The sequence below is a fragment of the Streptomyces pallidus (ex Mingjun et al. 2026) genome (assembly GCF_051550185.1).
Classification (GTDB): Bacteria; Actinomycetota; Actinomycetes; order Streptomycetales; family Streptomycetaceae; genus Streptomyces.
Window position 1 is genome coordinate 6,967,680 of the sequence record NZ_CP196181.1, and the last position, 22,014, is coordinate 6,989,693.

Annotated in this window: 18 protein-coding genes and 2 pseudogenes; 6 read left to right on the forward strand and 14 right to left on the reverse strand. The window is 74.0% G+C overall.

Annotation, left to right across the window (positions count from 1 at the left end; translation table 11 throughout):
• The first annotated feature begins 96 nt into the window (after positions 1-96).
• The 3 genes and pseudogenes from ACSHWO_RS31030 to ACSHWO_RS31040 all read left to right on the forward strand — a co-directional run bounded on the left by ACSHWO_RS31030 (position 97) and on the right by ACSHWO_RS31040 (position 3,497).
• Positions 97-684 carry an RNA polymerase sigma factor gene (locus ACSHWO_RS31030; RefSeq protein ID WP_385838891.1) on the forward strand — a complete coding sequence of 196 codons (588 nt, stop codon included), beginning with the start codon at positions 97-99 and terminating at the stop codon, positions 682-684.
• Between the two features lie 899 nt (positions 685-1,583).
• A pseudogene (locus ACSHWO_RS31035) lies at positions 1,584-2,294 on the forward strand (IclR family transcriptional regulator domain-containing protein); the annotation flags it as partial.
• 315 nt (positions 2,295-2,609) lie between these two features.
• Positions 2,610-3,497 carry a calcium-binding protein gene (locus ACSHWO_RS31040; RefSeq protein WP_361086400.1) on the forward strand — a complete coding sequence of 296 codons (888 nt, stop codon included), beginning with the start codon at positions 2,610-2,612 and terminating at the stop codon, positions 3,495-3,497.
• A gap of 123 nt (positions 3,498-3,620) precedes the next feature.
• Here ACSHWO_RS31040 and ACSHWO_RS31045 read toward each other — a convergent pair whose 3' ends face one another.
• Both ACSHWO_RS31045 and ACSHWO_RS31050 read right to left on the reverse strand, forming a co-directional pair.
• Positions 3,621-5,963 (reverse strand): Orn/Lys/Arg decarboxylase N-terminal domain-containing protein, encoded by a 2,343-nt coding sequence (locus tag ACSHWO_RS31045; protein WP_438317144.1) that lies wholly within the window; start codon positions 5,961-5,963, stop codon positions 3,621-3,623.
• A 220-nt stretch (positions 5,964-6,183) separates the two neighbouring features.
• The gene (locus ACSHWO_RS31050) at positions 6,184-7,461 is read right to left on the reverse strand and encodes a pyroglutamyl peptidase (protein ID WP_438317147.1); all 1,278 of its coding nucleotides are present in this window, start codon (positions 7,459-7,461) and stop codon (positions 6,184-6,186) included.
• Positions 7,462-7,611: 150 nt separating this feature from the next.
• Between ACSHWO_RS31050 and ACSHWO_RS31055 the strand changes: the two are divergent.
• Positions 7,612-7,849, forward strand: a pseudogene (locus ACSHWO_RS31055) (chaplin).
• 185 nt (positions 7,850-8,034) lie between these two features.
• Here the strand turns inward: ACSHWO_RS31055 and ACSHWO_RS31060 are convergent.
• The 8 genes from ACSHWO_RS31060 to ACSHWO_RS31095 form a co-directional block, all read right to left on the reverse strand.
• Positions 8,035-8,307, reverse strand: coding sequence for a hypothetical protein (locus ACSHWO_RS31060; protein WP_438317150.1), 273 nt, complete (start codon positions 8,305-8,307; stop codon positions 8,035-8,037).
• A 317-nt stretch (positions 8,308-8,624) separates the two neighbouring features.
• Positions 8,625-9,125: a hypothetical protein gene (locus tag ACSHWO_RS31065; RefSeq protein ID WP_438317153.1), complete on the reverse strand. Its 501-nt coding sequence runs from the start codon at positions 9,123-9,125 to the stop codon at positions 8,625-8,627.
• 288 nt (positions 9,126-9,413) lie between these two features.
• Positions 9,414-9,725 (reverse strand): hypothetical protein, encoded by a 312-nt coding sequence (locus tag ACSHWO_RS31070; RefSeq protein WP_438317156.1) that lies wholly within the window; start codon positions 9,723-9,725, stop codon positions 9,414-9,416.
• Positions 9,726-10,330: 605 nt separating this feature from the next.
• Positions 10,331-11,653: an MFS transporter gene (locus tag ACSHWO_RS31075; protein ID WP_438317159.1), complete on the reverse strand. Its 1,323-nt coding sequence runs from the start codon at positions 11,651-11,653 to the stop codon at positions 10,331-10,333.
• The gene (locus ACSHWO_RS31080; protein ID WP_438317162.1) at positions 11,650-13,032 is read right to left on the reverse strand and encodes a GH1 family beta-glucosidase; all 1,383 of its coding nucleotides are present in this window, start codon (positions 13,030-13,032) and stop codon (positions 11,650-11,652) included. The genes ACSHWO_RS31075 and ACSHWO_RS31080 overlap by 4 nt, the downstream gene beginning before the upstream one ends.
• A 290-nt stretch (positions 13,033-13,322) precedes the next feature.
• Positions 13,323-13,997, reverse strand: a complete 675-nt coding sequence (locus tag ACSHWO_RS31085; RefSeq protein ID WP_438317165.1) for a hypothetical protein — start codon at positions 13,995-13,997, stop codon at positions 13,323-13,325.
• Between the two features lie 284 nt (positions 13,998-14,281).
• Positions 14,282-14,749, reverse strand: a complete 468-nt coding sequence (locus ACSHWO_RS31090; RefSeq protein WP_438317168.1) for a hypothetical protein — start codon at positions 14,747-14,749, stop codon at positions 14,282-14,284.
• 315 nt (positions 14,750-15,064) lie between these two features.
• On the reverse strand, positions 15,065-15,835 hold the full coding sequence (locus ACSHWO_RS31095; protein ID WP_438317171.1) for a hypothetical protein: 771 nt from the start codon (positions 15,833-15,835) through the stop codon (positions 15,065-15,067).
• Between the two features lie 632 nt (positions 15,836-16,467).
• Here ACSHWO_RS31095 and ACSHWO_RS31100 point away from each other — a divergent pair.
• Both ACSHWO_RS31100 and ACSHWO_RS31105 read left to right on the forward strand, forming a co-directional pair.
• A complete protein-coding gene (locus ACSHWO_RS31100; RefSeq protein WP_438317174.1) occupies positions 16,468-16,701 on the forward strand; it encodes a WYL domain-containing protein in 234 nt (77 codons plus the stop codon).
• Between the two features lie 368 nt (positions 16,702-17,069).
• Positions 17,070-19,052 (forward strand): hypothetical protein, encoded by a 1,983-nt coding sequence (locus tag ACSHWO_RS31105; protein WP_438317177.1) that lies wholly within the window; start codon positions 17,070-17,072, stop codon positions 19,050-19,052.
• Between the two features lie 28 nt (positions 19,053-19,080).
• On the opposite strand, the gene ACSHWO_RS31110 is transcribed toward ACSHWO_RS31105, so the two are convergent.
• The 4 genes from ACSHWO_RS31110 to ACSHWO_RS31125 all read right to left on the reverse strand — a co-directional run bounded on the left by ACSHWO_RS31110 (position 19,081) and on the right by ACSHWO_RS31125 (position 21,880).
• On the reverse strand, positions 19,081-19,272 hold the full coding sequence (locus tag ACSHWO_RS31110) for a DUF6126 family protein (protein WP_438317180.1): 192 nt from the start codon (positions 19,270-19,272) through the stop codon (positions 19,081-19,083).
• A gap of 167 nt (positions 19,273-19,439) precedes the next feature.
• On the reverse strand, positions 19,440-20,129 hold the full coding sequence (locus ACSHWO_RS31115; protein WP_438317183.1) for an HAD family acid phosphatase: 690 nt from the start codon (positions 20,127-20,129) through the stop codon (positions 19,440-19,442).
• Positions 20,130-20,271: 142 nt separating this feature from the next.
• Positions 20,272-21,030: a 3-hydroxybutyrate dehydrogenase gene (locus ACSHWO_RS31120; protein WP_438317186.1), complete on the reverse strand. Its 759-nt coding sequence runs from the start codon at positions 21,028-21,030 to the stop codon at positions 20,272-20,274.
• 160 nt (positions 21,031-21,190) lie between these two features.
• Positions 21,191-21,880, reverse strand: a complete 690-nt coding sequence (locus ACSHWO_RS31125) for a beta-glucanase (RefSeq protein WP_361086435.1) — start codon at positions 21,878-21,880, stop codon at positions 21,191-21,193.
• Positions 21,881-22,014 lie beyond the last annotated feature (134 nt).

The following is a 22,014-nucleotide window of genomic DNA, read 5'->3' on the forward strand; positions in this document are numbered from 1 at the left end:
TGATAAAGGCCGCCGCCGCACCGATGACCGGCCCCGTCACCGTGAGGTACCCGCCGCGCCCCTCCGCGGCGACGAGCAGCTGTGGGGGAGTAGCGCATGAACGAGGGTGAGTTCGACCCATCCGCGGACCAGGCGGTCTCCAGCGAGCTGGCCGGTGTCCTGCCGGTGGACTTCACGGCCTTCCATTCCCAGCACCACCGCGCCTACCTGCGCTACGCCCACCTCCAACTGGGCACCCGCAGGGACGCCGAGGACACCGTCGACGACGTGTTCACCTTCCTGCTGAAGGTGTGGCAGCACGCCTTGCGCCAGGAGAGCCTGCACGGCTTCGCGTGGGCCGTCCTGCGCGAGCACGTCGAGCGCCGGCTCGCCGTCCTGGGCCGGCCGGTGGCCATGGTGGAGACGGCCTGGTTCGCCGCCCTGCGCCGCGCCTCGCGGGAGCGGCTGGAACTGCTGGAGTCCAAGCTGGGGCTTTACGCGGCCATCGCCGAACTGACCGAGCGGCACTACGACGTCGTCCTCCTCGCGTTCCTGATGGGCAACGACTACGACACCGTCGCCCGGATGATGGGGATCAGCCCCGCCACGGTCCGCTCGCACATCCGCGGCGCCCGCCGGACCCTGTCCCGGAAGCTCGGCCTGGACTGGGCCCCCGGAGAGGAGAAGAGCCAGTGGGCGACATGACGCGCGACCGCGGTGCCACGGGCTGCGAACTGGCCGCCGCCCTGGCGGACGCACAGGTGCTGGCCGAGGAGTACGCCGGCTACGACGAGTACGCGGCCCTGCGCCGCATCGCCCGCCGGGTCGCCGCCGACCGGGCCCGCGCCGCGGCCCGGACCACCGGGACCAGCGTTCCGCCCGGGCACGCCGCCGGGGCCGAGGCCGACCCCCTCGTCCTGGACGCGGCCTGCCACGTCCGGGCCGGTAGAGCGCTCGACGCCCTGGCCGGACAGCTCGTGGACAGCAGACCCCTCGCCGAGCACGCCCTCGCCCCGCAGTCCTGGCCCCACGGCCCCGCGTCCGCGCTGCTGTTCGGCTGCCTGCTGCACCTGGCGGGCCGCGGGGAGGGCGCCCGGTTCTGGTTCCAGTACGCGGCCGGCGCCGACTCCCGGGCCGCCGCGCACTGCCTCTACCTGCACCACCTGGCGCGGGCAGAGGTGGCCACCGCCCGCCACTGGAAGCGGTACGCGCGCGCCCTGCCCCCGGACCGCGGCCTGCCGGCGCCGCCGCTCCCCGACCACCTCGAAGGGGCGCTCGCCGCCTCGGTGATCTGGACCTCGCCGCCCATCACCACCCAGGACCTCACCGCCCTGCCCGCGCCGGGCCGTCGGGGCGGGGCCCGCCACCGGCCGGCCGCCCGGCTGCGGCGGGCCGTCGCCGGGCTCGTGCCGGAGGAGGACCCGGACCTCGGCGAGGTGTTCCTCCCGGGCCCGCAGATCGCCGTCGCCCTGGCCCGGCACGCCCACCTCGACACCGCCCGGCTGACCCGGGCGGCCAACGCCTGGGCGCTGGCGCCGCAGCGGACCCCGCAGCAGCCCCCGGCCCCCCGCCGCTCCCGGGAGGCGGGGCGCGCCCCGGGCGCGCTGGAGGCCGTACACCAGGCGCTGCGCGTTCTGGAGGTGGTGGGGAGGTTCTCCGGCGGGGTGAGCCTGGCCCAGATCGGGCGGCTGACGCGGCTGCCGCAGCGGGTCCTGGCGCGGGTGATGGAGCGGCTGGTCCGGGCGGAGCTGGCCGCCCCGGTCGGCCCGGGCGCCTATGCGGCCGGGACGGCCCTGACCCTGACCGAGGCCGTCGACGGGCCCGGCCGGCTGCACGAGACCCTGGCCTGGGTCCGCGACGCGGTGGGCGCGGCCGTGTACCTCGCCCGGTACGCCGACGGCGAGGTCGCCATCACCCAGTACGCGGACTCGCCCACCGCACCGCCCGTCGAGGAATGGGTCGACTTCCGTTCCGCCGCGCACGCCTCCGCGGTCGGCAAGGCGCTGCTGGTGCAGCTCCCTTACGCGGACCGCAGGGACCACGTGGCCCGGCACCGGCTCGACCGGTTCACCCCGCACACCGTGACCAGCGAGCGGGACCTGTTCCGCGAGCTCGACACCCGGATGCCGCACGAACCGCTGCTGGACCTCCAGGAGTACGCCCTCGGCACGGTGTGCGCGGCGGTGCCGATCGCGGCCGGGCCGGACGCGGAGTGCCTGGCCCTGTCCATGCCGGCCCCCGACCCGCGGCGCCTGCGGCTGGCGGCCAGGATCCTGCAGAGCGAGGCGGTCGCGGTCCTCCTCGCCCTCATCGTCTCCGGAGGTCCGCCGCCGCAGCCGCGGACCGCGCAGGAGACGGCCCCGGGCGGGGGACGGAGCCCGGGGGCGTGCCGTCACGGAGCGGACGGCACGGACAGAGCCGGCCGGTGCCCCTCGGGGGTGTAGCGGGCCCGCCGCCGGACACGGCGGGTGCTCCGCAGGGGACAGCGGGCACCCGCCGTGGGGGCCGATCGAAGGTAAAAGGCCCCAACATCCCACTTATTGATTGCTTCTGGCCATTTCACTCCATATGGTCCTCAGGCGTTCGACGTTGGCAGTCCCCCCACCCCCGCGCGACCACCGGAGGTCCGTATGCCCGGCCGCAAGTCCCACCTGATCCTGGCGGCGGCAGCGCTGCTCTCCCTCGGCTTCCCGACGGTGGCCGCCGACGCGGCCGAGGAGGCGACCTGCTTCGGGCGGGTCGCGACCATCACCGGCTCCGGGACGATCAACGGAACGGAGGGCAACGACGTCATCGTCGGGTCGGCGGACGTCGACACCATCGACGGCAAGGGCGGCGACGACGTGATCTGCGCCCTCGCCGGCAACGACACGGTGTCCGGCGGTCTCGGCAACGACCAGGTGGACGGCGGCGAGGGCAACGACCTCGTGCGCGGCGACCTGATCGGCACCAGGGCGAGCGTGGACGGCGGCGGCAACGACATCGTCTTCGGCGGCGCGGGCGACGACCGCGTCGGAGGCGACAGCATCTCGTTCGGCGGCAGCGCCACGGGCGGCGGCAACGACATGGTCTTCGGCGGGGACGGCAACGACCACCTGGTCGGCGACAGCCGGGGCGGCATCAACGCCTCCGGCGGCGGCAACGACGTCGTCGACGGCGGCGCCGGCGACGACAACATCACCGGCGACTCCTCCGCCGAGGCCACGGCCACCGGCGAGGGCAACGACGTCCTCATGGGCGGCGCGGGCGCGGACACGATCATCGGCGACGGCAACTCGGGGCACGCCTCCCGCGGCCGCGGCGACACCGGCACCCCCTCCGCCTCGCGCCCGAAGCCCGCGGTCACCCCTGCCGCCACCCCCGCCCCCGCCCCGGCGGCCCCGGTCGACGGCACGGCGGACGCGGCCGCGGGCGGCAACGACGTGATGGACGGCGGCGACGCCGCGACGGACTCCTGCGACGGCAAGGGCGGCGCGGACATCTCGCTCGCCTGCGAGACCACGACCAACGTGCCCTAACCCGACCGAAGTCCGGGGGAAGCCCGGAAGGCGTGCCGTGCCCGAACGCGTCCTCGCGCTCGGCCACGGCACGCACCACTTCCCGGGCGCCGCGGCGCGCGTCCTGCGGCGCGACGGCGCAGGTCAGGTGTTCTGACGGCGTACACACTCGATGAGGTAGTCGCCGTTGTCGGGGTCGACGGTGACGCCGTGCGCCTCGCTGCCGAAGCCGGGGAAGGCCCGGTCGAAGGCCTCCAGGGCGCGCAGGTAGCGCAGCAGCGGGCCGTCCTCGGCGCCGGTGGACTCGCCGGGCATGAGGACCGGGATGCCGGGCGGGGTCACCGTCACCATGGCGGCGGCGACCCGGTCGGCCGCCTTGCGGAGCCGGACCCGCTCCGTCCCACCGCGGATGAGCTGCTGGTAGCAGTGCCGCGGCGCGGCGACCGGCTCGGGCAGTTCCCGGAAGGCGGCGTCGAGGGCGTCGATGAACGCCCCGTCGGTGAGGTGCCGGTGCATCTGCCGGCACAGTGCGCCGAGCGTGGTGCGGGCGTAGCGCCGCGGGAACTGCTCGACGAGCTCCGGGAGGACCCGGTCCAGCGGGGCGTCCTCGTCGTACAGGGCCTTGAAGTCCATGAGGGCGTCCATCAGCGTGCCCCACTTGCCCTTGGTGATGCCCATGGAGAACAGCACCAGGGCGGTGTAGCTGTCGGTCTTCTCCACCACGATCCCACGGGCGGCCAGATACGCGGTGAGGATCCGGGCCGGGACGCCCCACTCCGAGGTCTCGCCGGAGGCGGTGACGCCGGGGCAGGTCAAGGTGACCTTGATCGGGTCGAGCAGGCAGTAGCCGTCGGTGAGGCCGTGGAAGCCGTGCCAGGCGGCTCCGGGTTCGAGCTGCCAGCAGCGGGGCTCCCGGCCGAGGAGGGCGGGGGGTGCGTCCTCGAAGGCGATGCGCTCGCCGGTGGCCGGGTCGGTGACCGTGTCGGGCTGCCAGACTCCGAAGAACCAGGACGGCCGGTCCCCGGCGGCGGCGATCCGGCGCCCCGTGCGCACGACGGCCTGCCGGAACCGGATCGCCTCGGTCACGGCCTCGTCGATCAGCCACCGCCCCTGGGGGCCGTCCATCATGGCGGTGGCCACGTCGAGGGAGGCGATCGCCGGGTACAGCGGGGAAGTGGTGCCGTGCATCATGAACGTCTCGTTGAACCGCTCGTGGACGACGGGCGCCCGCGGCGCCGACCTGACGTGGACCATCGCGCACTGGGAGAGTGCGGCGAGCAGTTTGTGCGTGGACTGGGTGGCGAACACGGTGGGCCGTGCGGGCCCTTCTGCCCCGTCCGGGAAGGCGTCCGGGCCGACGGCCATGCCGTAGCGGCCGGCGTACAGGGGGTGGAAGCGGGCGTACGCGAACCAGGCCTCGTCGAAGTGCAGGCGCGGCGTGCTCGGGGCGAGGGCGCGGGCGGCGGCCACGGTGTCGTAGCACAGGCCGTCGTACGTCGAGTTGGTCAGCACCGCGTACGGGGCGTCGCGGGACACCGCCCCCGCCGTGAGCGGGTTCGCGGCGATCCGGGCGGCGACGTTCTCCGCGGTGGTCTCGGAGGGGGGCAGGGGGCCGGCCAGGCCGTAGCCGTTGCGGGTCGGCACGAGGTAGACGGGGCGGGCGCCGGAGATGACCAGGCCGTGCAGGACGGACTTGTGGCAGTTGCGGTCCACGAGGGCGATCTCGTCGGTGGTGACGCTGTAGTGGCCGACCATGCGGTCGGCGGTGGAGTCGCCGTGCAGGACGAAGTAGGTGCGGTCGGCGCCGAAGACGCGGGCCGCGTTGCGCTCGGCCTCGCCGATCGGGCCGCTGTGCTCGAAGAGGGAGCCGAGCTCCCCGACCGAGATCGACAGGTCGGTGCGGAACAGGCGCTCGCCGTAGTAGTCGAAGAAGGCCCGGCCGGCGGGGGACTTGAGGAAGGCCACGCCGCCCGAGTGGGCGGGGGTGTGCCAGGAGTACTCGTGCGCGTCGTCGAACCGGCGCAGGGCCTTGAAGAACGGCGGCAGGACGTCCTTGCGGTAGTTCCGGGCCGCGGTGCCGACGCGGCCGGCGATGAAGGACGGGGTGTCCTCCAGCGGCCAGATGTAGCCGACCACGGTCTCCGACACCCACAGCGGCAGCCGCTCCAGGTCCTGGTCGGAGTCGTCGGCCATGACGAGGAAGACCGGGAGGTCCTTGAAGCGGCTCCCGATGTGGCGGAGCACGTCACTGCCGCCGCCTTCCTCGGCGGGGCCGGCGGGACTGCGCGGGAGGTCCCAGGCGACCACGGCCGCCGCGAGCCCCGCCTCCGTGCGGAGCGTGGCCCGGGCGTCGCGGGCGTTGGCCGCCCAGCGCAGTTCCAGCGCCTGGCTCTCCAGTTCTTTTCCGATGCGGCGCAGTTGTTCGGCGCCGACGCCGCCTCCGAGGGGGTTCTCACGCAGTGCCAGCAGGACCGTGCCGTTCGCCATGTGCCGTTGCCGTTCGCTGTCTCGGGGGCGGGTGTGGGGGTGTTCCGGAGTGCCGGGTGTTCCGTCCCGCGCAGTCTTCCGGCCGACCGGGGCCCCGTTCCCGATCTCCGGCACAGCTTCACCCGCAGGTGGGGTGCGAGGAGGGCCGACCTTGACCCCGGGCGGGCCGACGGCCCTCCGTGTGGCGTGTGGCGGTGGCGCTGCGGCCGGCGCCGCGGCGCTACGGCCGTACGGCGGCAGCGTGTTCGAGGACGGCCCGGACCTCGGCGGCGATCGCGTCCTCGTTCTGCTCGAACTCGGGCCCGGTCAGGGACTGCGGGTCGGCCGGGAGGCCGGTGAGCACGGGCGTGTGCAGGTGGCCGCCGGGCAGGCGCGGGGCGAGCTCGCCGCGCAGCCGGTTGGAGCGGTAGGCCACCTCGTTGGAGAGGTAGCCGCCCCCGCCGCCCGCGACGGCCCGCGAGCCGGCCGTCGGCCCGTCGGTCCGGTCGACGGGGGTGCTGCCGCCCGCCGGTATCTCGGTGACCGCTGTGTTCAGGCGCACCGGGAACGGCGCCTGCACGGCGGCGGTGACCGCGTCGACGGGCAGCGTGGTGCGGATGAACTCCGCTCCCGGGCCCATCCCGGGGGCGGTCACCGGGTGCTCGCGGGTGCCGCCGGAGAGGCTGCGCGCGTTGTCGGGGTAGGGGTCGGCGGACCGGGAGCGGCCGGCCCAGGCCTCCAGGGTGAAGATGCCGGGATAGCCCTGGCTCACCGTGGTGACGAGGTCCGCCGGGGCGGGACCGCCGGCCAGCCGCGGGGCGAAGGCGCGCTCGACGATGCCGGCGTCGAAGTCCGCGTACCGCACGGGGAGTACGACGGCGCGGACCTCGGCGGTGCCGCCGTCGGCGAGGGTGATGCGGCGCCCGTTGAGCCGCAGGACCGCGGAGCCGGAGGGGTTGGCGCGGCGGATCTCGGCGTCCAGCCCGAAGGGGTCGAAGCCGCTGACGAAGACGCGGCGCACACCGGGCGTGGGGCGGAAGGCGTTGTCCGTCATCCCGCGCGAGGCGTCCTCGAAGCGGGTCCGCAGAGCGGTCCGGTCGACGCCGAACGTCGGTTGCCAGCGGGCGAGTTCGACCGTCATGGCGAGGCGCGCCCAGTACAGCGGCCGGTCGTCGCCGGCAGGCAGGTCGCTGCCGGGGCGCCGGCCCTGGGCGCGCTGGACGGCGGCCTGCCAGAGAGCGGTGCCCCAGGCGTCGAGCAGCCGTCCGGCCTCGGCGGAGGTGCGGCTGCTGCACAGGGCGGTGGGGAAGCGGCGGACGAAGTCGCCGAATCCGCCGCGTTCGACGAGTGCGGCGGTGCGGGGGTCCGCGAGGCGGGCCTGCTCCGGGTCGGGGGCCGCGGCGGACGGGGGACGGCAGGTGGCGGAGCCCTCGTCCGCGTGGGCGGGGGCGGTGAGGGCGGTGGACAGGACGGTGGCGAGCAGGGCCGCGGCGGACGCGGCGCGCCGTAAGGACATCATGCGATGTGACATTACAAAGCCCCCGCTGCCGCCGACAGTCACCCGTCGGCCCGATGCGGACAGGGCCCACGGGAGAGTGAATCACCCCGCTTTGTGACGAACTGGTATGGGGATGGGCCCCGCACACCCCTCAGTCGATGGGAGATCCTCATGAAGATCCGGACCATGGTCGCCGCAGCGTCCCTGGCCGTCGGCGCGGCGCTCGGCGTGGCCGGATCCGCCGTCGCCGACAGCACCGCCAACGATTACGCCGTCGGTTCGCCGGGCAATCCTGTCGGGCAACGTGGTCCAGGTACCGATCCACATCCCGATCAACATCTGCGGCAACACCGTCAACATCATCGGCCTGCTGAACCCGACCGCGGGCAACGTCTGCGTCAACAGCTGACCCCGCCCGGCAGCCATGCACCGTGTGCGGTGCCGCCCCACCCGTCCGGCGGCACCGCTCACGCACGGGGCCCGCCCGCGCCGGACCCCCGCCACCGCCCCCGAGGCGTTGAGGCCTTGAAGCTCCTATAGATCGTCAAGCCCGTGGGCGGGGTCCATCACGACTCGGACGGTAACCGGTCGGCGTCAGACCCGCTCCCAGCACGGCCCCATGAGCGCCTCGCACGGCAGTTCAGCCGCCCAGACGCTGCGCACCCTCCTCGCCCTGCCCCGGCAGACACCCGGCGAGCAGGTCGCGTCCGGCGCCGCCGCCCGCGCGGTGGAGGACACCCGTCCCGCCCGGACCGCCGCGGCCGCCGTCGCCGCCGCGGCGGGGCCGACGAGCCCACCGCCCGGCTGCTCGGCGCGCTGGTCCGGGACCACCTCGGCGGTACCGCCGAGCGGTGGCTCGGCGTCCACCGCGGAACCCTGCCCGAACTGCTGGCCGCCGCCCCGCAGCCCGTACCCGCCCGGCCCGGCGGGATCCGCCCGCCCGCACCCCGCAGCGCCCGCGCCACCCTGGCCCTGCTGCCGGAGCACACCCCGCCCGAGGACGCGGCCGCGGCCCTGGCGGCCCTCCCGGACCGCAGCCTCGACGCGCTGCTCGCCACCGGCGCCCCTGGCGACAGTTGGATAGGCGAGCCCACCAGTACCGAGGCCGAGGAGGCCCGTGGGTTCAGGGAAACCGAAGTCTGTTCAGCGGGAACTCGCGGGTCGGTCCGTGTGCATCAGCTGGGCTAGTCCGTGGGTTCGGCGGGAACCGTCGGGTGGGCTGCGAGGCGGCGGGCTTCGGCGGTGACCTCGGCATCGACCTGGCCCACGGTTCTGTCGCCGTATTCGAGGATGTCGTACTCGTCGTCGAGTTCAGCGAGGCGCTCGGTCAGGGGCAGCTCATGTCCGTGGCGCTGGTGAATCCGGAAGGTGAACTCCCGAGGCGTGAGCTCTCCGGCGAGCATGCGGCGTGCGAGAGCTCGGGCGGCGGCTTCCTGACCGGCCTCGCTGCCGACCGGATAGAAGGCGAGGCCGAGTTCGTCGAGTGCTGCGGGAAGCAGGTCGTGGACGTCGTAGTCCGCCTCGGCGCGCGTGCAGGCGGCGAGGATGCGAAGGCCGGGGCTGTCGAGTCCGGCGACGAGCGCGTCACAGGCGGCATTCACCACGTCGCTCGCGCGGGTTTCCCCCATGCTCCAGAGGGCGGTTTGGTCCTGGAGAGCGATTGCTGCTGCTTCGGTCGGCGTCACTCGTCCATGATTCCCTTCACGGTGCGTCCAGGTCGAGCGGATTTCATTGAAGGTGCTGTTCAGCGGCCTGTTGCAGCAGGGCTCGTGCGGAGTCCGCGTTGCGCATCGCGGTCCTCTCGTCGAGCCCGAAGACTGCGGCGAGATGCAGTGGGTCAGGCCCGTGGGCCAGGGCCTCTTCGAGCTGCCGGTCAACGCGGAGCCGTTCCAGGGTCGCGTCCTGTCCCCGCATCGGAGCGCTGACCCAGTGGTTGCTCCCCCGGCTGGTCGTGTTGGCGGTCTGGTTGTTGATCAGCAGGTGGAGGTTCGCAGCATGAGGGCGGCGATCTGGGCCACCCGTGCGGCGTGGACCACCGCGAGGGCGAGGACGAGCCGTGCCGCCGGGGTCGCCGCAGCAGCGACGGAGCGTTCGACCTGCTCAGGGAGGAGCGGTTGCAGCACGGCGTACTCGTTCTGACCGCCCTTGTTCCGGCTCGTGGGGTTGCGGAAGATCAGCCCTTGCCGCTTGGCCCAGGTGAACAGGGACCGCAGAGCGACGAGCTGCTCACGCCGCTGGTGACCGTGCAGCGTCTTGACGGGGGCGAGGACGTCGTCGCGAGTCACCTCCCGCAGGTGGTCGTAGCACTTCGACCACTCCAGCAGGGCCGGACGGACCTGGTTGAGGGAGAGCCAGACCGTGCCCTCCCGTCGCGGGAGACTGCGGGGGCCGCCGTCGCGCAGGACCCGGGTCCAGCGCCCGGCTTCCGAACGGATGCCGGGTGCGAGCCCATCCAGGCGTCCGACGACCCAGCACTCTAAGGGACGGCTCGCTGTCGTCCTCGAAGATCCCCATCTCCTCCAGGACCGTAACGATGTTGCCGACGGGCAGGTCCAGGGCCCGCAGCGGGGAGAAGACCTCCGTGTGCCGGATCACGTCGCCTTCGACGTGACTGGTGAGGACGACGGCCGGGCCCCGGTTGACGGCGAAGCGGATGTTGCGTCCCCAGCCGCGGGCCTCGGCGAGCCGGTGGGCGAGGTACTTCGCCCAGGCCAGCCACGGGCTGGCCAGGTCGGCGTCGGCCGGGTCGAGCCGACCGAAGTGCCGGGGGATCTGCCCGAACAGCGGCGGCTGCCGCAGCCAGGGTCCGGACGCCAAGCCGGCGCGGGAGGCGGTGGGACGGCAGGTCGCCGGTGGCCGCCCTGCTGGCCTGACCACCGGCGCGGGTCCGCTATGCCACCCCGCGGATGCGGCGGACCAGCACCGACCCGGCCAGGGCCAGGGCGCCCGCGAGGGCGTAGAGCGCGGTGTAGCCGCCCAGGTGGGTGACGACCGGGGCGGCCACTACCGGGGCCAGGACCTGCGGCAGGGCGTTGGCGATGTTGATGACGCCGAGGTCCCTGCCGTGGTCCTCGGCCGTCGGCAGCACGTCGGTCAGCAGCGCGAAGTCCACCGACGTGTAGACGCCGTAGCCGATGCCGAGGACGAGCGAGGCGACGATCGCACCCGTCCAGGTCTGCCACACGGCGAGCAGCAGGGTGGCCGCCGAGATGACCAGCCCGGACCCGATGACGTACGCCTTGCGCCGGCCGGAGCGGTCGGACAGGACGCCGCCGATGACGACCGTGGCCAGGACGGTCAGTGCGTTGAGCGCGGTCAGGACCAGCACCCCGGTGTCCGCGTCGCCCCCGTACCGCACGGCGTCGGTCAGGTAGTACAGCAGGTACATGGTGCTGACCGAGTAGGACAGGTTCATCAGGAACCGGGTGAGCCAGGCCCAGGCGAAGTCGGGGTGCCGGCGCGGGCGGATGCGGAAGCCGGCGAGGAAGGCGCGCGGGCCGAAGACGGGCCGGTCGGCGGGGGACAGGCGGCTGTCGCGGCGCATCAGCACGTACGGGACGGCCGCCAGCACGGCGAAGGCCGCGCAGGCGGCGTATCCGGCGGCGATCGCGCCCGCGGCCGCGGCCAGTGCCGTGCCGAGCAGGATCCCGATCACCTGGGAGACGCCGAGCCAGCCGCCGACGAGCCCGCGCTGCCGGGGCGGCACCCGGTCGGGCACGGCCGCGGTCAGGGCGGCGAACGCCGCGTTCAGGCCCAGCTGCACCAGGCACCAGCCCGCCGTCACCGCGGCGATGCTCCCGGCCCGGGTCAGCGCCAGCAGGCCGGCCGCGCCGGCCGCGACGCCGCCGATCACCCAGGGGATCCGCCGGCCGGCCGCCGCGGTCGTACGGTCGGACAGGGCCCCGAAGACCGGGTTCGCGACCATCGAGACCGCCGCGCCGATGCCCGTGACCAGCGCGAGGGCGGAGGCCTTGGAGTCCGGGGCGAGGAGTTCGGCCTGGCGGGCGAGCAGCAGCTGCAGCGGGCCGAACCAGCCCACCCACACACCGAGGTTGGCCAGGGACAGCGCCGCCACCCACGGCGCGCCGACCCCGCCGGCTCGGCCGGCCCGGAACCCGGCCCCGCCCCCGTCCCCGCCCCCGTCCCCGCCGTGGCCTCGCCCTTCGCCTTCGGCGGGGCCGCCGGCCGCCGCGGCCGTCGAGCCGGCCGTCATCTGCCGCTGTCGATCACGTCGCGGTACCAGGCGTACGAGTCCTTGGGCGTCCGCTCCAGCGTCGCGTAGTCCACGTGGACGAGCCCGAACCGCTGCCGGTAGCCCTCCGCCCACTCGAAGTTGTCGAGGATCGACCAGATGAAGTAGCCGCGGACGTCCACGCCCTGCTCCATCGCCCGGTGCAGGGCCCGCAGGTGCCCCTCGTGGTAGGCGATCCGCCGTGCGTCCGCGACGCGTCCGGTGACGGGGTCGGGCGCGTCGCCGTACGAGCAGCCGTTCTCGGTGATGTAGAGCGGGGGCAGCCGGTCCCCGTAGCGCTCGCGCAGGCCCACGAGCAGTTCGCGCAACCCGTCCGGGACCACCGGCCAGCCGAAGTCGGTCTGCTCGTACCCGTCGATCTGCCGGATGCCGAAGGGGAGGTCCGCGGGGATGCCGATGCCGCCGAACGCGGTGGGGGTGCCCGGCTCCGGCGCGCCGACGAGCATCGGGTTGTAGTAGTTCACGCCGTACCAGTCCAGCGGGGCCGCGATCGCCCGGAGGTCCTCCGCCACCGGCCCCGGCAGCATGGCGGCGAGTCCCTCGTCCGGGTAGGCGCCGGTCAGGATCGGGTCGGCGAAGAGGCGGTTGGTCAGCAGGTCGTACAGGTCGGCGGCCGCCCGGTCGGCGTGGCCGTCGCCGGCGGCCCACACGGGGCTGTGCGAGGCCGCCACCCCGATCCGGCGGGCCCCGGCGGCGCGCAGGGCCTGCACGCCCAGGCCGTGGGCCAGCAACTGGTGGTGGGCGGCGGGCAGGGCGTCGAAGACGAGCTGCCGGCCCGGGGCGTGCTCCCCGAGGCCGTAGCCGAGGAGGGTGACCTCGGCGGGTTCGTTGATGGTGATCCACATGGGGACGCGGTCCGCGAGGCGCTCTGCGACGACCGAGGCGTACGCGGCGAACCGCTCGGCGGTGTCCCGTTCGAGCCAGCCGCCGCGTTCCTCCAGGGCGAGCGGGGTGTCCCAGTGGAAGAGGGTGGGCACGGGGGCGATGCCGCGGGTGCACAGCTCGTCGACGAGCCGGTCGTAGAAGTCCAGCCCGCGCGGGTTGACGGGGCCGTGGCCGTCGGGCAGGACCCGCGACCAGGACACCGAGAACCGGTAGGCGCCGACGCCGAGTCCGGCCATGAGGGCCACGTCCTCGCGGTAGCGGCGGTAGTGGTCGGTGGCGGTGTCGGCGTGCGAGCCGTCCTTGATCCTTCCCGGTTCCCTGGTGAAGGCGTCCCAGGAGGAGGGCCCGCGGCCGTCGGCCGCGGGGGATCCCTCGATCTGGAAGGCGGAGGTCGACACCCCCCACAGGAAGTCCGCGGGGAAGCGGGGCAGGGGTACGGGATCGGGCGCGGGCATACGGGCTCACTTCGGTCGCAGGGTGCAGGGTGCAGTGCGGGCTGAGCTGTGCCGTGCTGTGCGCTGTGGCTGTGTGCTGTGCCAACCCGCACTGTTGGGCCCCGGAGGCCGCCGTGTCAATGGAAAGTGAACAATCCTCAGCTTTTTTCGCCGGTGCGGCCCCCCGCCCCCATGGCCAGCGCCGGGCGTACGGGGAACGGGGGCGCGGTCGACACCGGACGCCGTACGGCATCCGGGCGACGCGCCCGCCCCCCGGGAGTGACCGGGGGGGGGTGCGAGCGCAGGCAGCGCTACGGCGTGCCGGCGCCTGCCGAGCCCGCGCCGGCGGCTCGCTCCTCCACGGGCCCGGCGAGCCCGGCGAGGTCGAGCGCACGCAGCATGGCGGCCAGGTCCGGGGCATCGTCCGGAGCCCGGGACGCCAGCTCCTCCAGGGCCCGGGCTCCGAGGCGGTAGCCCTCGGCGGCCGCGATCAGCCCGGCCGCGTCGTCTGCCGACAGGCTCAGCTCCCGGCAGAGCTCCTCGCGCGCCACGAAACGGCTGATCCCGCAGTCGAGCCCGTCGTCCCCCAGGGTCTCGGGGTACGGGGCGCGGGCCCAGGCGCCGTTCTCGTACCAGTACACGCAGCCCAGCTCCCAGCCCTCGAGCAGGTCGCGCAGCGTCTCGTACGGCAGCCAGTCCGGGCCCCCGGCCAGCATGTCGACCGCCGGCTGGTGCCACTTGACCTGGCTGGACTCGTCCTCGCCATAGAGCACGTAGCGGCCGCCGCCCAGGTCCCGCATGGTCCACCAGGTGCAGCCGCAGTCGTCCAGGTGCAGCCCGGAGCCGTCGACCCAGGTGCCGGTGCGGTGGATCCCGCGGTCCTCGTCCTCGGTCCTGGCCGTCAGTACGGCGGCCAGGGCCCACCGGGCCCACAGCACGTCCGCCGGCGGCAGGTCGGCGGGCCGTCCCGGGCGGTGCATCGTCATGGGGTCCTCGCTGTTCGTGGCGACGGTGGTCGGCTCTCACGTGATCGTAGTCAGGGGATGCGACAACTCCCGGGGCACCGAGGCCGAGGCCGGAACCGGGACCGGGACCGGGACCGAGAGCGAGACCGTGACCGTGACCGGCGACGCGACCCCGGTCGGGCGGGTGGACCCGGTGGACGCCGCCGCGGGCACCGCCGAAGTCGACGGGCGGAGGGCGCGGCCCCTTCCCGAGCCGCGCCCTCCGTCCGTGCCTCAGCCTCCGCCTCCGCCTCCGGACCGTCGGGTCACACGGCGAGCTCCGCGGTGGGACTGCCCGTGGGGCTGTGCACGACGGGCTTCTGCCGGGCGGCGCACTGCTCGGGGGTGTCGATCCCCAGGCACAGGACCGATCCCTGCGGGACCTTGACGGTGCCGTCGCCCTTCGGCAGGGGCTTGCCGTCGACGCACAGCCCCGGGAGGGCCTTCGGGTCGTTGCAGTGGCTCTCGGGAACCACGCCGGACTCGGAGTCCTTCGGTGAGGTCTGCTCCTCACCTTCGCCGGTACCCCTGCTCTGGGAGCCGCCGTCGTCACCGTTCCTGTCCTTGCCCCGGTGGTTGTCGTGGTCGTTGCCGCCGCGGTCCGCCGGGAGGGTGACCGCGTGCGGCGCGGCCGGGGCGGCGACCGCACCCGTGGGCAGCAGTGCGCCTCCTGCCGCCAGCGAAGCCGAGGCGGTGAACAGCACGAGACGCAGGGAGCGGGAGGTGCGGGACATGGTGGGGATCTCCTACGAGGGGGAATGGGGGGGAGGGGCCACCGGTTCTGCGTGAACCCATGCCTCAAGTAAGCCCCGGCTCGCCGAGCCGCGTCATGCCCCTGCAATGCGGGACTTGACGGAGCTCGAATCCCATGCTCCAAGGGCGCTAGGCCCCCCGCGGCCGCCGCACGCAAGGCACACTGCGCGACCCTCCGTGCCTTCCATGGTCAATCACGATGTTGGTTCATGAAAGACGTGCTCCGCCACGCCATGGACGTTGCCGGCCCGCCCGTTCCGCGTCCCGCCGGCGGGACCGAATACGTACGGGGTCACTCAGCATGGGCTCAGCGCTTCGCGGACTTCCCGCCCCACTCCCTCGTCACCGACCGTCGTCAGGAACTCGCCGAACCGCACGGCCTCCGGCCCCTCGGCACGGTAGACGATGGAGACGGCATGAGTCAGCGAACGGGGAGAGGAGCTGACGTTCAGCACGCTCATGGCCAGGTCCACGGCCAGGCGCCCGTCGACGGTGGATACGCCGGCCGCGAGGTCCACCAGCTGAGTGGGCAGGTCGAACCGATACCGGTCACCTGCCGCCAGGGACCGCACGCCCCGAGCGATGACGTCCTCGATGTCGCCGCGCAGTGCCTGAAGCGTGTCCCTGTCGAACAACTCGCCCAGCCGGTCGTCGAAGTACTCGCTGTCGGCAAGCCGCACGAGAGCACGGGCCGCGTCCACACGAAGCGCCCCGGTTCCCTTCTCCCGTGCCAGGTCCGGCTCGGCGACGGCGTGCGCCAACTGCGCGAAGGTGCTGTCCACCGAGAACTTCCGGTCGATCGAGAAGTCGTACCAGGGGCTGTTCTTGGGATCCGCGGCGGCTCGGATCACCGCCTCGTATCCCGCGACCTCGCCCCAGGTCGTCAGCACCACGCAGGCCAGGAACCGGTCGATCTCCGGCGCGCCGGGGTCGTTCATCAAGGCGACGAGGCCCGGAACACGGGCCAGGTGACGGGGACTTTCGAAGGCGTCGTAGATCACGTCGTCGATGTCGTCCGTCGGCCGGCCGTCGAAATCGGTTCCGAGCAGTTCACGATAGCCGGACATGGACTGGCTCCTGATGTCGATGAGTTGGTCGGTTCTTTCTTTCCGGGCCCTGCTTCGGCGAGAGCTTATGCGTGCCGCTCCGCCTGCTTCCTCCGCAACGGGCTGCGGTCTGGGCGTTGTTACGGATCTACGGCAATCAGGGATGGCTGCGGCGGCTGCCGCGGCAACGCCGTCGGCCGGCCTGCGCAAGGCTGAACGGGACGGCGGCGTCCGGTCGGGGATCCGGATCTGGCGGCTCTACCTTCCTGATCGGGTTGATCGAGCCATTCGTAGGGTTGGGCCAGGGCCAGCCGCGGGGCCCCGGCCTGGCAGTGGGCGTCGGCGCCTTCCTCCGGCCGCCGGGGTGCGCGGCGAGCCAGTCCCCGAACGGCGGTTGCCCATCATGTCCGGCTCGGTCCGGGCCGGGGTGGCCCGCGGGTCGCGGGAGCCGACGAAGACCTCGTGCGCACCGCCGCCGGCGGCCTGACCGGCATCGAGGAAGCCGCGCTACGGGCCCCGGCCAGACTCGAACGGGTCCCCAGGCCGCCGCCCTGCAGACCGCCCTGGCCGGCATCGTCCGGGAGGACCGCGGGCCGCGCGCCGACCCGGCTCCGCCGGCGGTTCTCGCCACCGCATGCCGAGACCACGAGATCGTGGCGTTCGACTCCACCACCCGGTACGGGCCCACCGCCACCGCCGTCACCGCCACGGCTGCCGCCGCCGGGAGCGCCGCACGGCGTCGCGCCGAGCCCTGCCATCTGGTTGCCTCCGACGGCTTGTGGTACCTCCTGGCCCACGACACGGACCGGGACGACTTCCGCCTCGACCGGAGCACCGAAGCCACCCCCGCCCCGTCCCCGGCGGCGACCCGGCGGTCCGTCCCGTGAACGCCTCGACCTGCCGCGTCGACGCCTCCGACGACTCCCTCACCCGGGTCCCAGACCCTGGCCGGCCTCGACGCGGACGACGACCTCGACGCCGATCCCGACGTCCTCGTACACCTACGGGCCGCGGCCGACCGGCTCCGGCGCGCCGCGGGCTGAACCGGCCGGCCATCCACCCGGCGGACCGACGGAGCGCTTCACGCCATCGGATGGAATTACGGTCCACCGCGGAGGAACGGCCCCCCGGGTGCCGCTGCCGCAGGTCCGGGGCGTGCACAGTGAGGGGCCCACCTCCGGTGCGGGGCGGGCCCGGCGCCACTGAGCGCGCCGGGCGGCCCCGGGCACCGGCCGAAGAAGAAGGGCCGCACCAGATGCCGTTCGCGACGGGCGTGCTCCCCACCGTGCTCCCCGCTGTGCTGTCCGCCGTCCTGTCCCTGCCGCCGGCGGCCGGACCCCCGGCCGGCCCGGGCCTCCCGCCCGTATCCGGACCGGGAGCCGTGCACACCCGCGCGCCCGCGCATGCACCCGCGGCCCGCCCCGCGCCCGTGCGCGCGCTCGCCGTGCCGTACGACCGCCAGCCCCTGCACGGGACCGCCCTGTTCAGCGTGAAGGCCGCGAACAATGCGGCGGCTCAGGAGTTCACCGTCGCCACCACCCGCATCTCCCGCGTCTCCGTCTACCTCGGGAGCACGGCGGCCACCGGCTGGGTGACCGCGCAGATCCGCCGCGACAAGGCCGACGCCGCGTCCGTCCTCGCCTCCCGGACCCTCACCCTGGAGTCCCTCGGCGGGGCCGGCACCGGCTGGCTGGAGTTCCCGATCGGCCTCGACGTCACCCCCGGCGCCACCTACCACCTGCACCTCCAGGCCGCCACCAGCGAGAACAGGACCATCGCCTGGTACGGCACCACCACCCCGGTCGCCGATTCGCTGACCAGCTGGAACTACGACGCGGCGTACTGGGGCGGCTGGCACCCCTCCGCGTCCTCCCGGCTCGCCTTCCGCGTCAACCCCGCCGACGCCGAGCGCTGCGGCGAGACGGAACCCTGCTACGTGCCCACCTCGGCGCTCGCCGCCCGCACCGCCGGCCTGCTGTCCAACGGCACCACCACCGAGGCCGTACCGCCCTCCTTCGCGGTCGGTGCCGCGTACGTCGACGGCAGCAACGTCCTGGCCCTCCCGTCCGGCCGCCGCCGCTACCTGCCCGCCGGGGCGCGGACGTCAGCCGTGGTGCCCGCGGACGATCCCGGCGCCCTGGCCCAGATCGCCGAGAGCCGTGCCTGGCTCGCCGCCGGCCACGTGCCCGGCACCACCGCGGACCGGCGGGCGGCGGCGCAGCGCGCACTGCTGTCGATGCGGGCGCTGCTGCGGCCCAACGGGGCGTTCGCGGCGGCCTGGTCGCCGCCGTGGGAGTACTCCTGGCCACGGGACGGGGCCTACGCCGCCGTGGCGTTCGCCGCCACCGGCCACGACGAGGAGGCCTACCGGATCCTGCGGTACGACGCCGAAACGCAGCGCGCCGACGGGACCTGGGAGGCCCGTACGAAACTGGACGGCAGCGGCCCGCCCGACAGCAGGGCCTGGCAGCTCGACGGCAACGGCTGGGTCCCCTGGGCCACGTGGCAGTGGTACCGGGTGGCGCCGCCCGCGGACCGGGACGAGCGGCTGCGCGAGCTGTACCCCATGGTGCGCAAGGCCGCCGACCACGCCGCCGCCTCCCTCGGCGCCGACGGCCTGCCGCCCGCCTCCCCCGACTACTGGGAACTGGGCACGGACACCCCCAACATCGGCACCGCCGCCCCGCTGCTGGCAGGCCTCAACGCAGCCGCCGACCTCGCCGAGCGCCTCGGGCAGCCCCAGGACCGGGACCGCTGGGGTCTCGCCGCCCGACGGCTCTCCGACGGCATCGCCGCCTCCTTCGCCCCGCTCGGCTACCCGCGCACCGCCGACGGGCAGCACGGCCGGGACAGCGCGGCCGCGTTCATGGCACCACCGGTCAACACGGCCCCCGCCGACCTCCCGGCGGCGCTGGACTCCACCCAGCAGGCGCTGCTGCTGCCGAACGGTGGGCTCTCGCCCGGCAACGACCCCGGCTTCAGCTGGGGCTCGTACGCCTGGACCGCCAGCACCAGCTTCTTCGCGCTGGCCTGGGCCCACCTGGGCGAGACCGGCAGGGCGCAGGAGGTGCTGGACTGGGTGCTGTCGAAGCGCAACGGCCTGGGCGAACTCCCGGAGACCGTCAACGGGTCCGGCAACCCGTCGTCCGTCGCCCCGCTCGGCTGGACTGGTGCGCTGCTGCTGATGACGGAGCTGGCCCTGGAGGGCAGCCCGCTGCCCGCGCCGCCGATGCGGTAGCGCCGCGGGACGGGCCGGGCCCGGGGGGTCATTTCTGGGCGTGCTCGCCCAGGGTGAACAGCAGCCAGATGAATCCGGCGAAGAGGTGGGTGCCGGCGATGTAGAAGAAGGCGCGCAGGGCGACGCCCTTCCCCTTCCACTGCTCGTAGCCGGCCCCGGCGTCGTCCGGGCCGTGCTCGGCTCCCTGGCCGGCGCCGTGTGCGCGCTCCTGCTGCTCCATCACGGCTCCCGGTGCCCGAATCCCACGTGGTCGATTCCGCGTGGTCGATGCCACGCGGTCGTTGTCAGAACCCGGCAAGTCTAGCCGTCCCGTGGAACGCCCCCGGGCGGGCCGCGGAGCGGCCGGCCCGGGCGCGGCAGTGGCGCACGCCCTGGCCGGCCGGGGTGTCAGGAGAGCTTGCCGTTGTAGTCCGGCAGCTTGAACGTGCGCTCGGCGTGGCCGCCGACCAGGTCGCTCTGGTTGTTGCCGATGTTCGCGATGATCTTGTACCCGCGGGCCTCGATCTCGGCGCGCTTGGCCGTCTTGTACGCGCTGATCTCGTCGAACAGGTCCGGCAGGTCCCGCACGTACAGCCCGGACACCGGGTATCCGACCGAGCGCAGGTTGTGCTCCGTGAGGGAGCCGATGATGCCGGGGCGGGCGGTGACGAAGAAGATGGCGACGCCGCGCTCGTTGGCGTACCGGGTCAGGTCGCGGACCTCGGAGATCGCCGGGGTCGGGAACGTCCAGAACCAGTGGAAGTCCGTCTCCAGCGACGAGTTGTCGATGTCGAGGACGATCGCGGTCTTCTGGCCGGCCGGCGTCTGCGCGATGCGCTGCTCGACGTACGGGCGGGCGGTGGCCATGACGGTGGCGACGTCACGCTTCCAGGTGCCGTAGTCGATGCCCAGGATGGCGGCGTTGCCGCCCGGGGCGGACGCCGTCGCCGCGGCCGGGGCGGCCGGGGCGGGGGCGACCGGGGCCGCCTGCGAGGTGCCGGCGGGGGCCAGCAGCAGGACGGCGGTGGCCGCCGCCGTGGCGGTCGCGGTCGCGAGCATACGGATGCGGGTGTGGGCGGGGATACGGGTGCTGCGCATGTGGGGGCGCTCCTCGTGGGGGCGGATTTGGCATGTACGCGCTCAGAATCGGCAAGATCGCATGCCATGTCTACTGGTCGGTAGGAAATTTCTTCCGCCCAACGGGTGAACGCTCGTCTTTCCGGAAGTCGACGGTGATCGGTCAGGTCGCCGTCCAACCGCCGTCCAGGGGGAGGGAGGTGCCCGTGACGTGCCCGGTGTGCGGCCCGCACAGCCAGAGGGCGGCCGCCGCCACCTCCTCGGGCTCGATCAGGCGCCTCGTGGCGGACCGCGTCAGCAGGACGTCCTTCAGCACGTCGTCGGGGCTGATGCCGTGCGCGGCGGCCTGCTGCCCGATCTGCGCCTCGACCAGCGGGGTGCGGACGTAGCCGGGGCTGATGCAGTTGCTCGTCACCCCGTACGGGGCGCCCTCGACGGCGGTGACCTTGCTCAGGCCCTCCAGGCCGTGCTTGGCCGCGACGTAGGCGGACTTGTACGCGCTGGCGCGCAGCCCGTGGACGCTGGAGATGTTCACCACCCGGCCCCAGCCCGCCCCGTACATGTGCGGCAGGACCCGGCGCAGCAGCAGGAACGGCGCCGTGACCATGACCTGCTGGATCAGGGTGAAGCGCTCCACCGGGAACTCGGTGATCGGCGCCACGTGCTGTAGTCCCGCACTGTTGACCAGGACGTCCACGGCGGCGGGCAGCTCCCCGACGGCGGCCGGATCGGCCAGATCGACGACGTGCGCCCGCCCGCCGACGAGAGCGGCCACGGCCTTCGCGGACTCCTCGCGGACATCGGCGACATGGACCTCGGCCCCCGCCTCGGCGAACGCGACGGCGCAGGCCCGGCCGATGCCGCTGCCTCCGCCCGTCACCAGCGCGACACGTCCCCGCAGGGAAGGAGATTGGCTCGTCATGCCTGAACAGTAGGAACGGCCCGGCCCCGCGCCCATGGCGGCGACCGCCACTCTCGCCGCACCGGGTGTGGTGCCGCCCGCCACCGGCCGGCGGGCGAGGGCCGGCCGGTGGCGGGCCGACCGGGACCGGCCGGGATCCGCCGCGACCGGCCGGGATCCGCTAGGTGCGGTACACGCGGAGGTCCGAGACCTCGTACGACATCTCGGTCACCCCCGCCTCCGGCGCGGGGTGGTAGCGCCCGGCGCACACCGACAGGTTGACGATGATGTACGCGCGCCAGCGTCGGCCCACGCCGCCGCGGTCGGCGTACACGCGGGTGCCGTTGACCCACCAGACGACCGACCGGGCGCCGAACCTCACCTTCAGGTCCACCCACCCTCCCGGCTCCACGGCCGGGTTGCGGTAGTAGTGCGAGCCGCCGCGCACGTGGTTGGACAGTTCGAGCAGGTCGGGGTTGTCGGGGTGGTACTCGAAGACGTCGACCTCCTGGCCGCCGTCCCGCCAGGTCCAGATCGCCGGCCAGGCGCCTATCTCCTCCGGCAGCCGGACGCGCGCCTCCAATACGTCCTCCGCTCGGAGCTGGAAGCCCTGTTTGCTGCCCTCGGTGGTCAGCAGGCCGGCGTCCCACTTGCCGTCCGGGCGGCGGGTGGCGCGGAAGGTGCCGCCGCGGCTGTAGGCGGGATCGGGGGTGAGGTAGTCGAGTTTGTTGTCGCCGGGGTTGATGGGTCCGCCGTTGGGATAGGCCCAGGACCTTCCGGCGACCCACTGGGTTGTCGAGCTGAAGTCGGCTGTGAACACGGGTACGGCCGCAGCGCTGCGGCGGAACCGTGCGAGGAGTTGCGAGATCACACGGAAGGGCTGCCCAGGGCTGGGGGGCGCCACGCCGGGGACGGGTAGCGGAACCGCCTTTGAGCGGGGGATGTGCACCGGTGCGCCGGTCCTGCCCCGGCGCACCCGGTGTCGGTGCGGAGCGAGTGCGGTGC

Coding starts and splice junctions, on each gene's coding strand:
- ACSHWO_RS31115 (WP_438317183.1), bottom strand. CDS start 20,129: ATGCGCAGCACCCGTATCCCCGCCCACACCCGCATCCGTATGCTCGCG.
- ACSHWO_RS31105 (WP_438317177.1), top strand. CDS start 17,070: ATGCCGTTCGCGACGGGCGTGCTCCCCACCGTGCTCCCCGCTGTGCTG.
- ACSHWO_RS31085 (WP_438317165.1), bottom strand. CDS start 13,997: ATGACGATGCACCGCCCGGGACGGCCCGCCGACCTGCCGCCGGCGGAC.
- ACSHWO_RS31095 (WP_438317171.1), bottom strand. CDS start 15,835: ATGTCCGGCTATCGTGAACTGCTCGGAACCGATTTCGACGGCCGGCCG.
- ACSHWO_RS31030 (WP_385838891.1), top strand. CDS start 97: ATGAACGAGGGTGAGTTCGACCCATCCGCGGACCAGGCGGTCTCCAGC.
- ACSHWO_RS31045 (WP_438317144.1), bottom strand. CDS start 5,963: ATGGCGAACGGCACGGTCCTGCTGGCACTGCGTGAGAACCCCCTCGGA.
- ACSHWO_RS31120 (WP_438317186.1), bottom strand. CDS start 21,030: ATGACGAGCCAATCTCCTTCCCTGCGGGGACGTGTCGCGCTGGTGACG.
- ACSHWO_RS31110 (WP_438317180.1), bottom strand. CDS start 19,272: ATGGAGCAGCAGGAGCGCGCACACGGCGCCGGCCAGGGAGCCGAGCAC.
- ACSHWO_RS31040 (WP_361086400.1), top strand. CDS start 2,610: ATGCCCGGCCGCAAGTCCCACCTGATCCTGGCGGCGGCAGCGCTGCTC.
- ACSHWO_RS31050 (WP_438317147.1), bottom strand. CDS start 7,461: ATGATGTCCTTACGGCGCGCCGCGTCCGCCGCGGCCCTGCTCGCCACC.
- ACSHWO_RS31090 (WP_438317168.1), bottom strand. CDS start 14,749: ATGTCCCGCACCTCCCGCTCCCTGCGTCTCGTGCTGTTCACCGCCTCG.
- ACSHWO_RS31080 (WP_438317162.1), bottom strand. CDS start 13,032: ATGCCCGCGCCCGATCCCGTACCCCTGCCCCGCTTCCCCGCGGACTTC.
- ACSHWO_RS31075 (WP_438317159.1), bottom strand. CDS start 11,653: ATGACGGCCGGCTCGACGGCCGCGGCGGCCGGCGGCCCCGCCGAAGGC.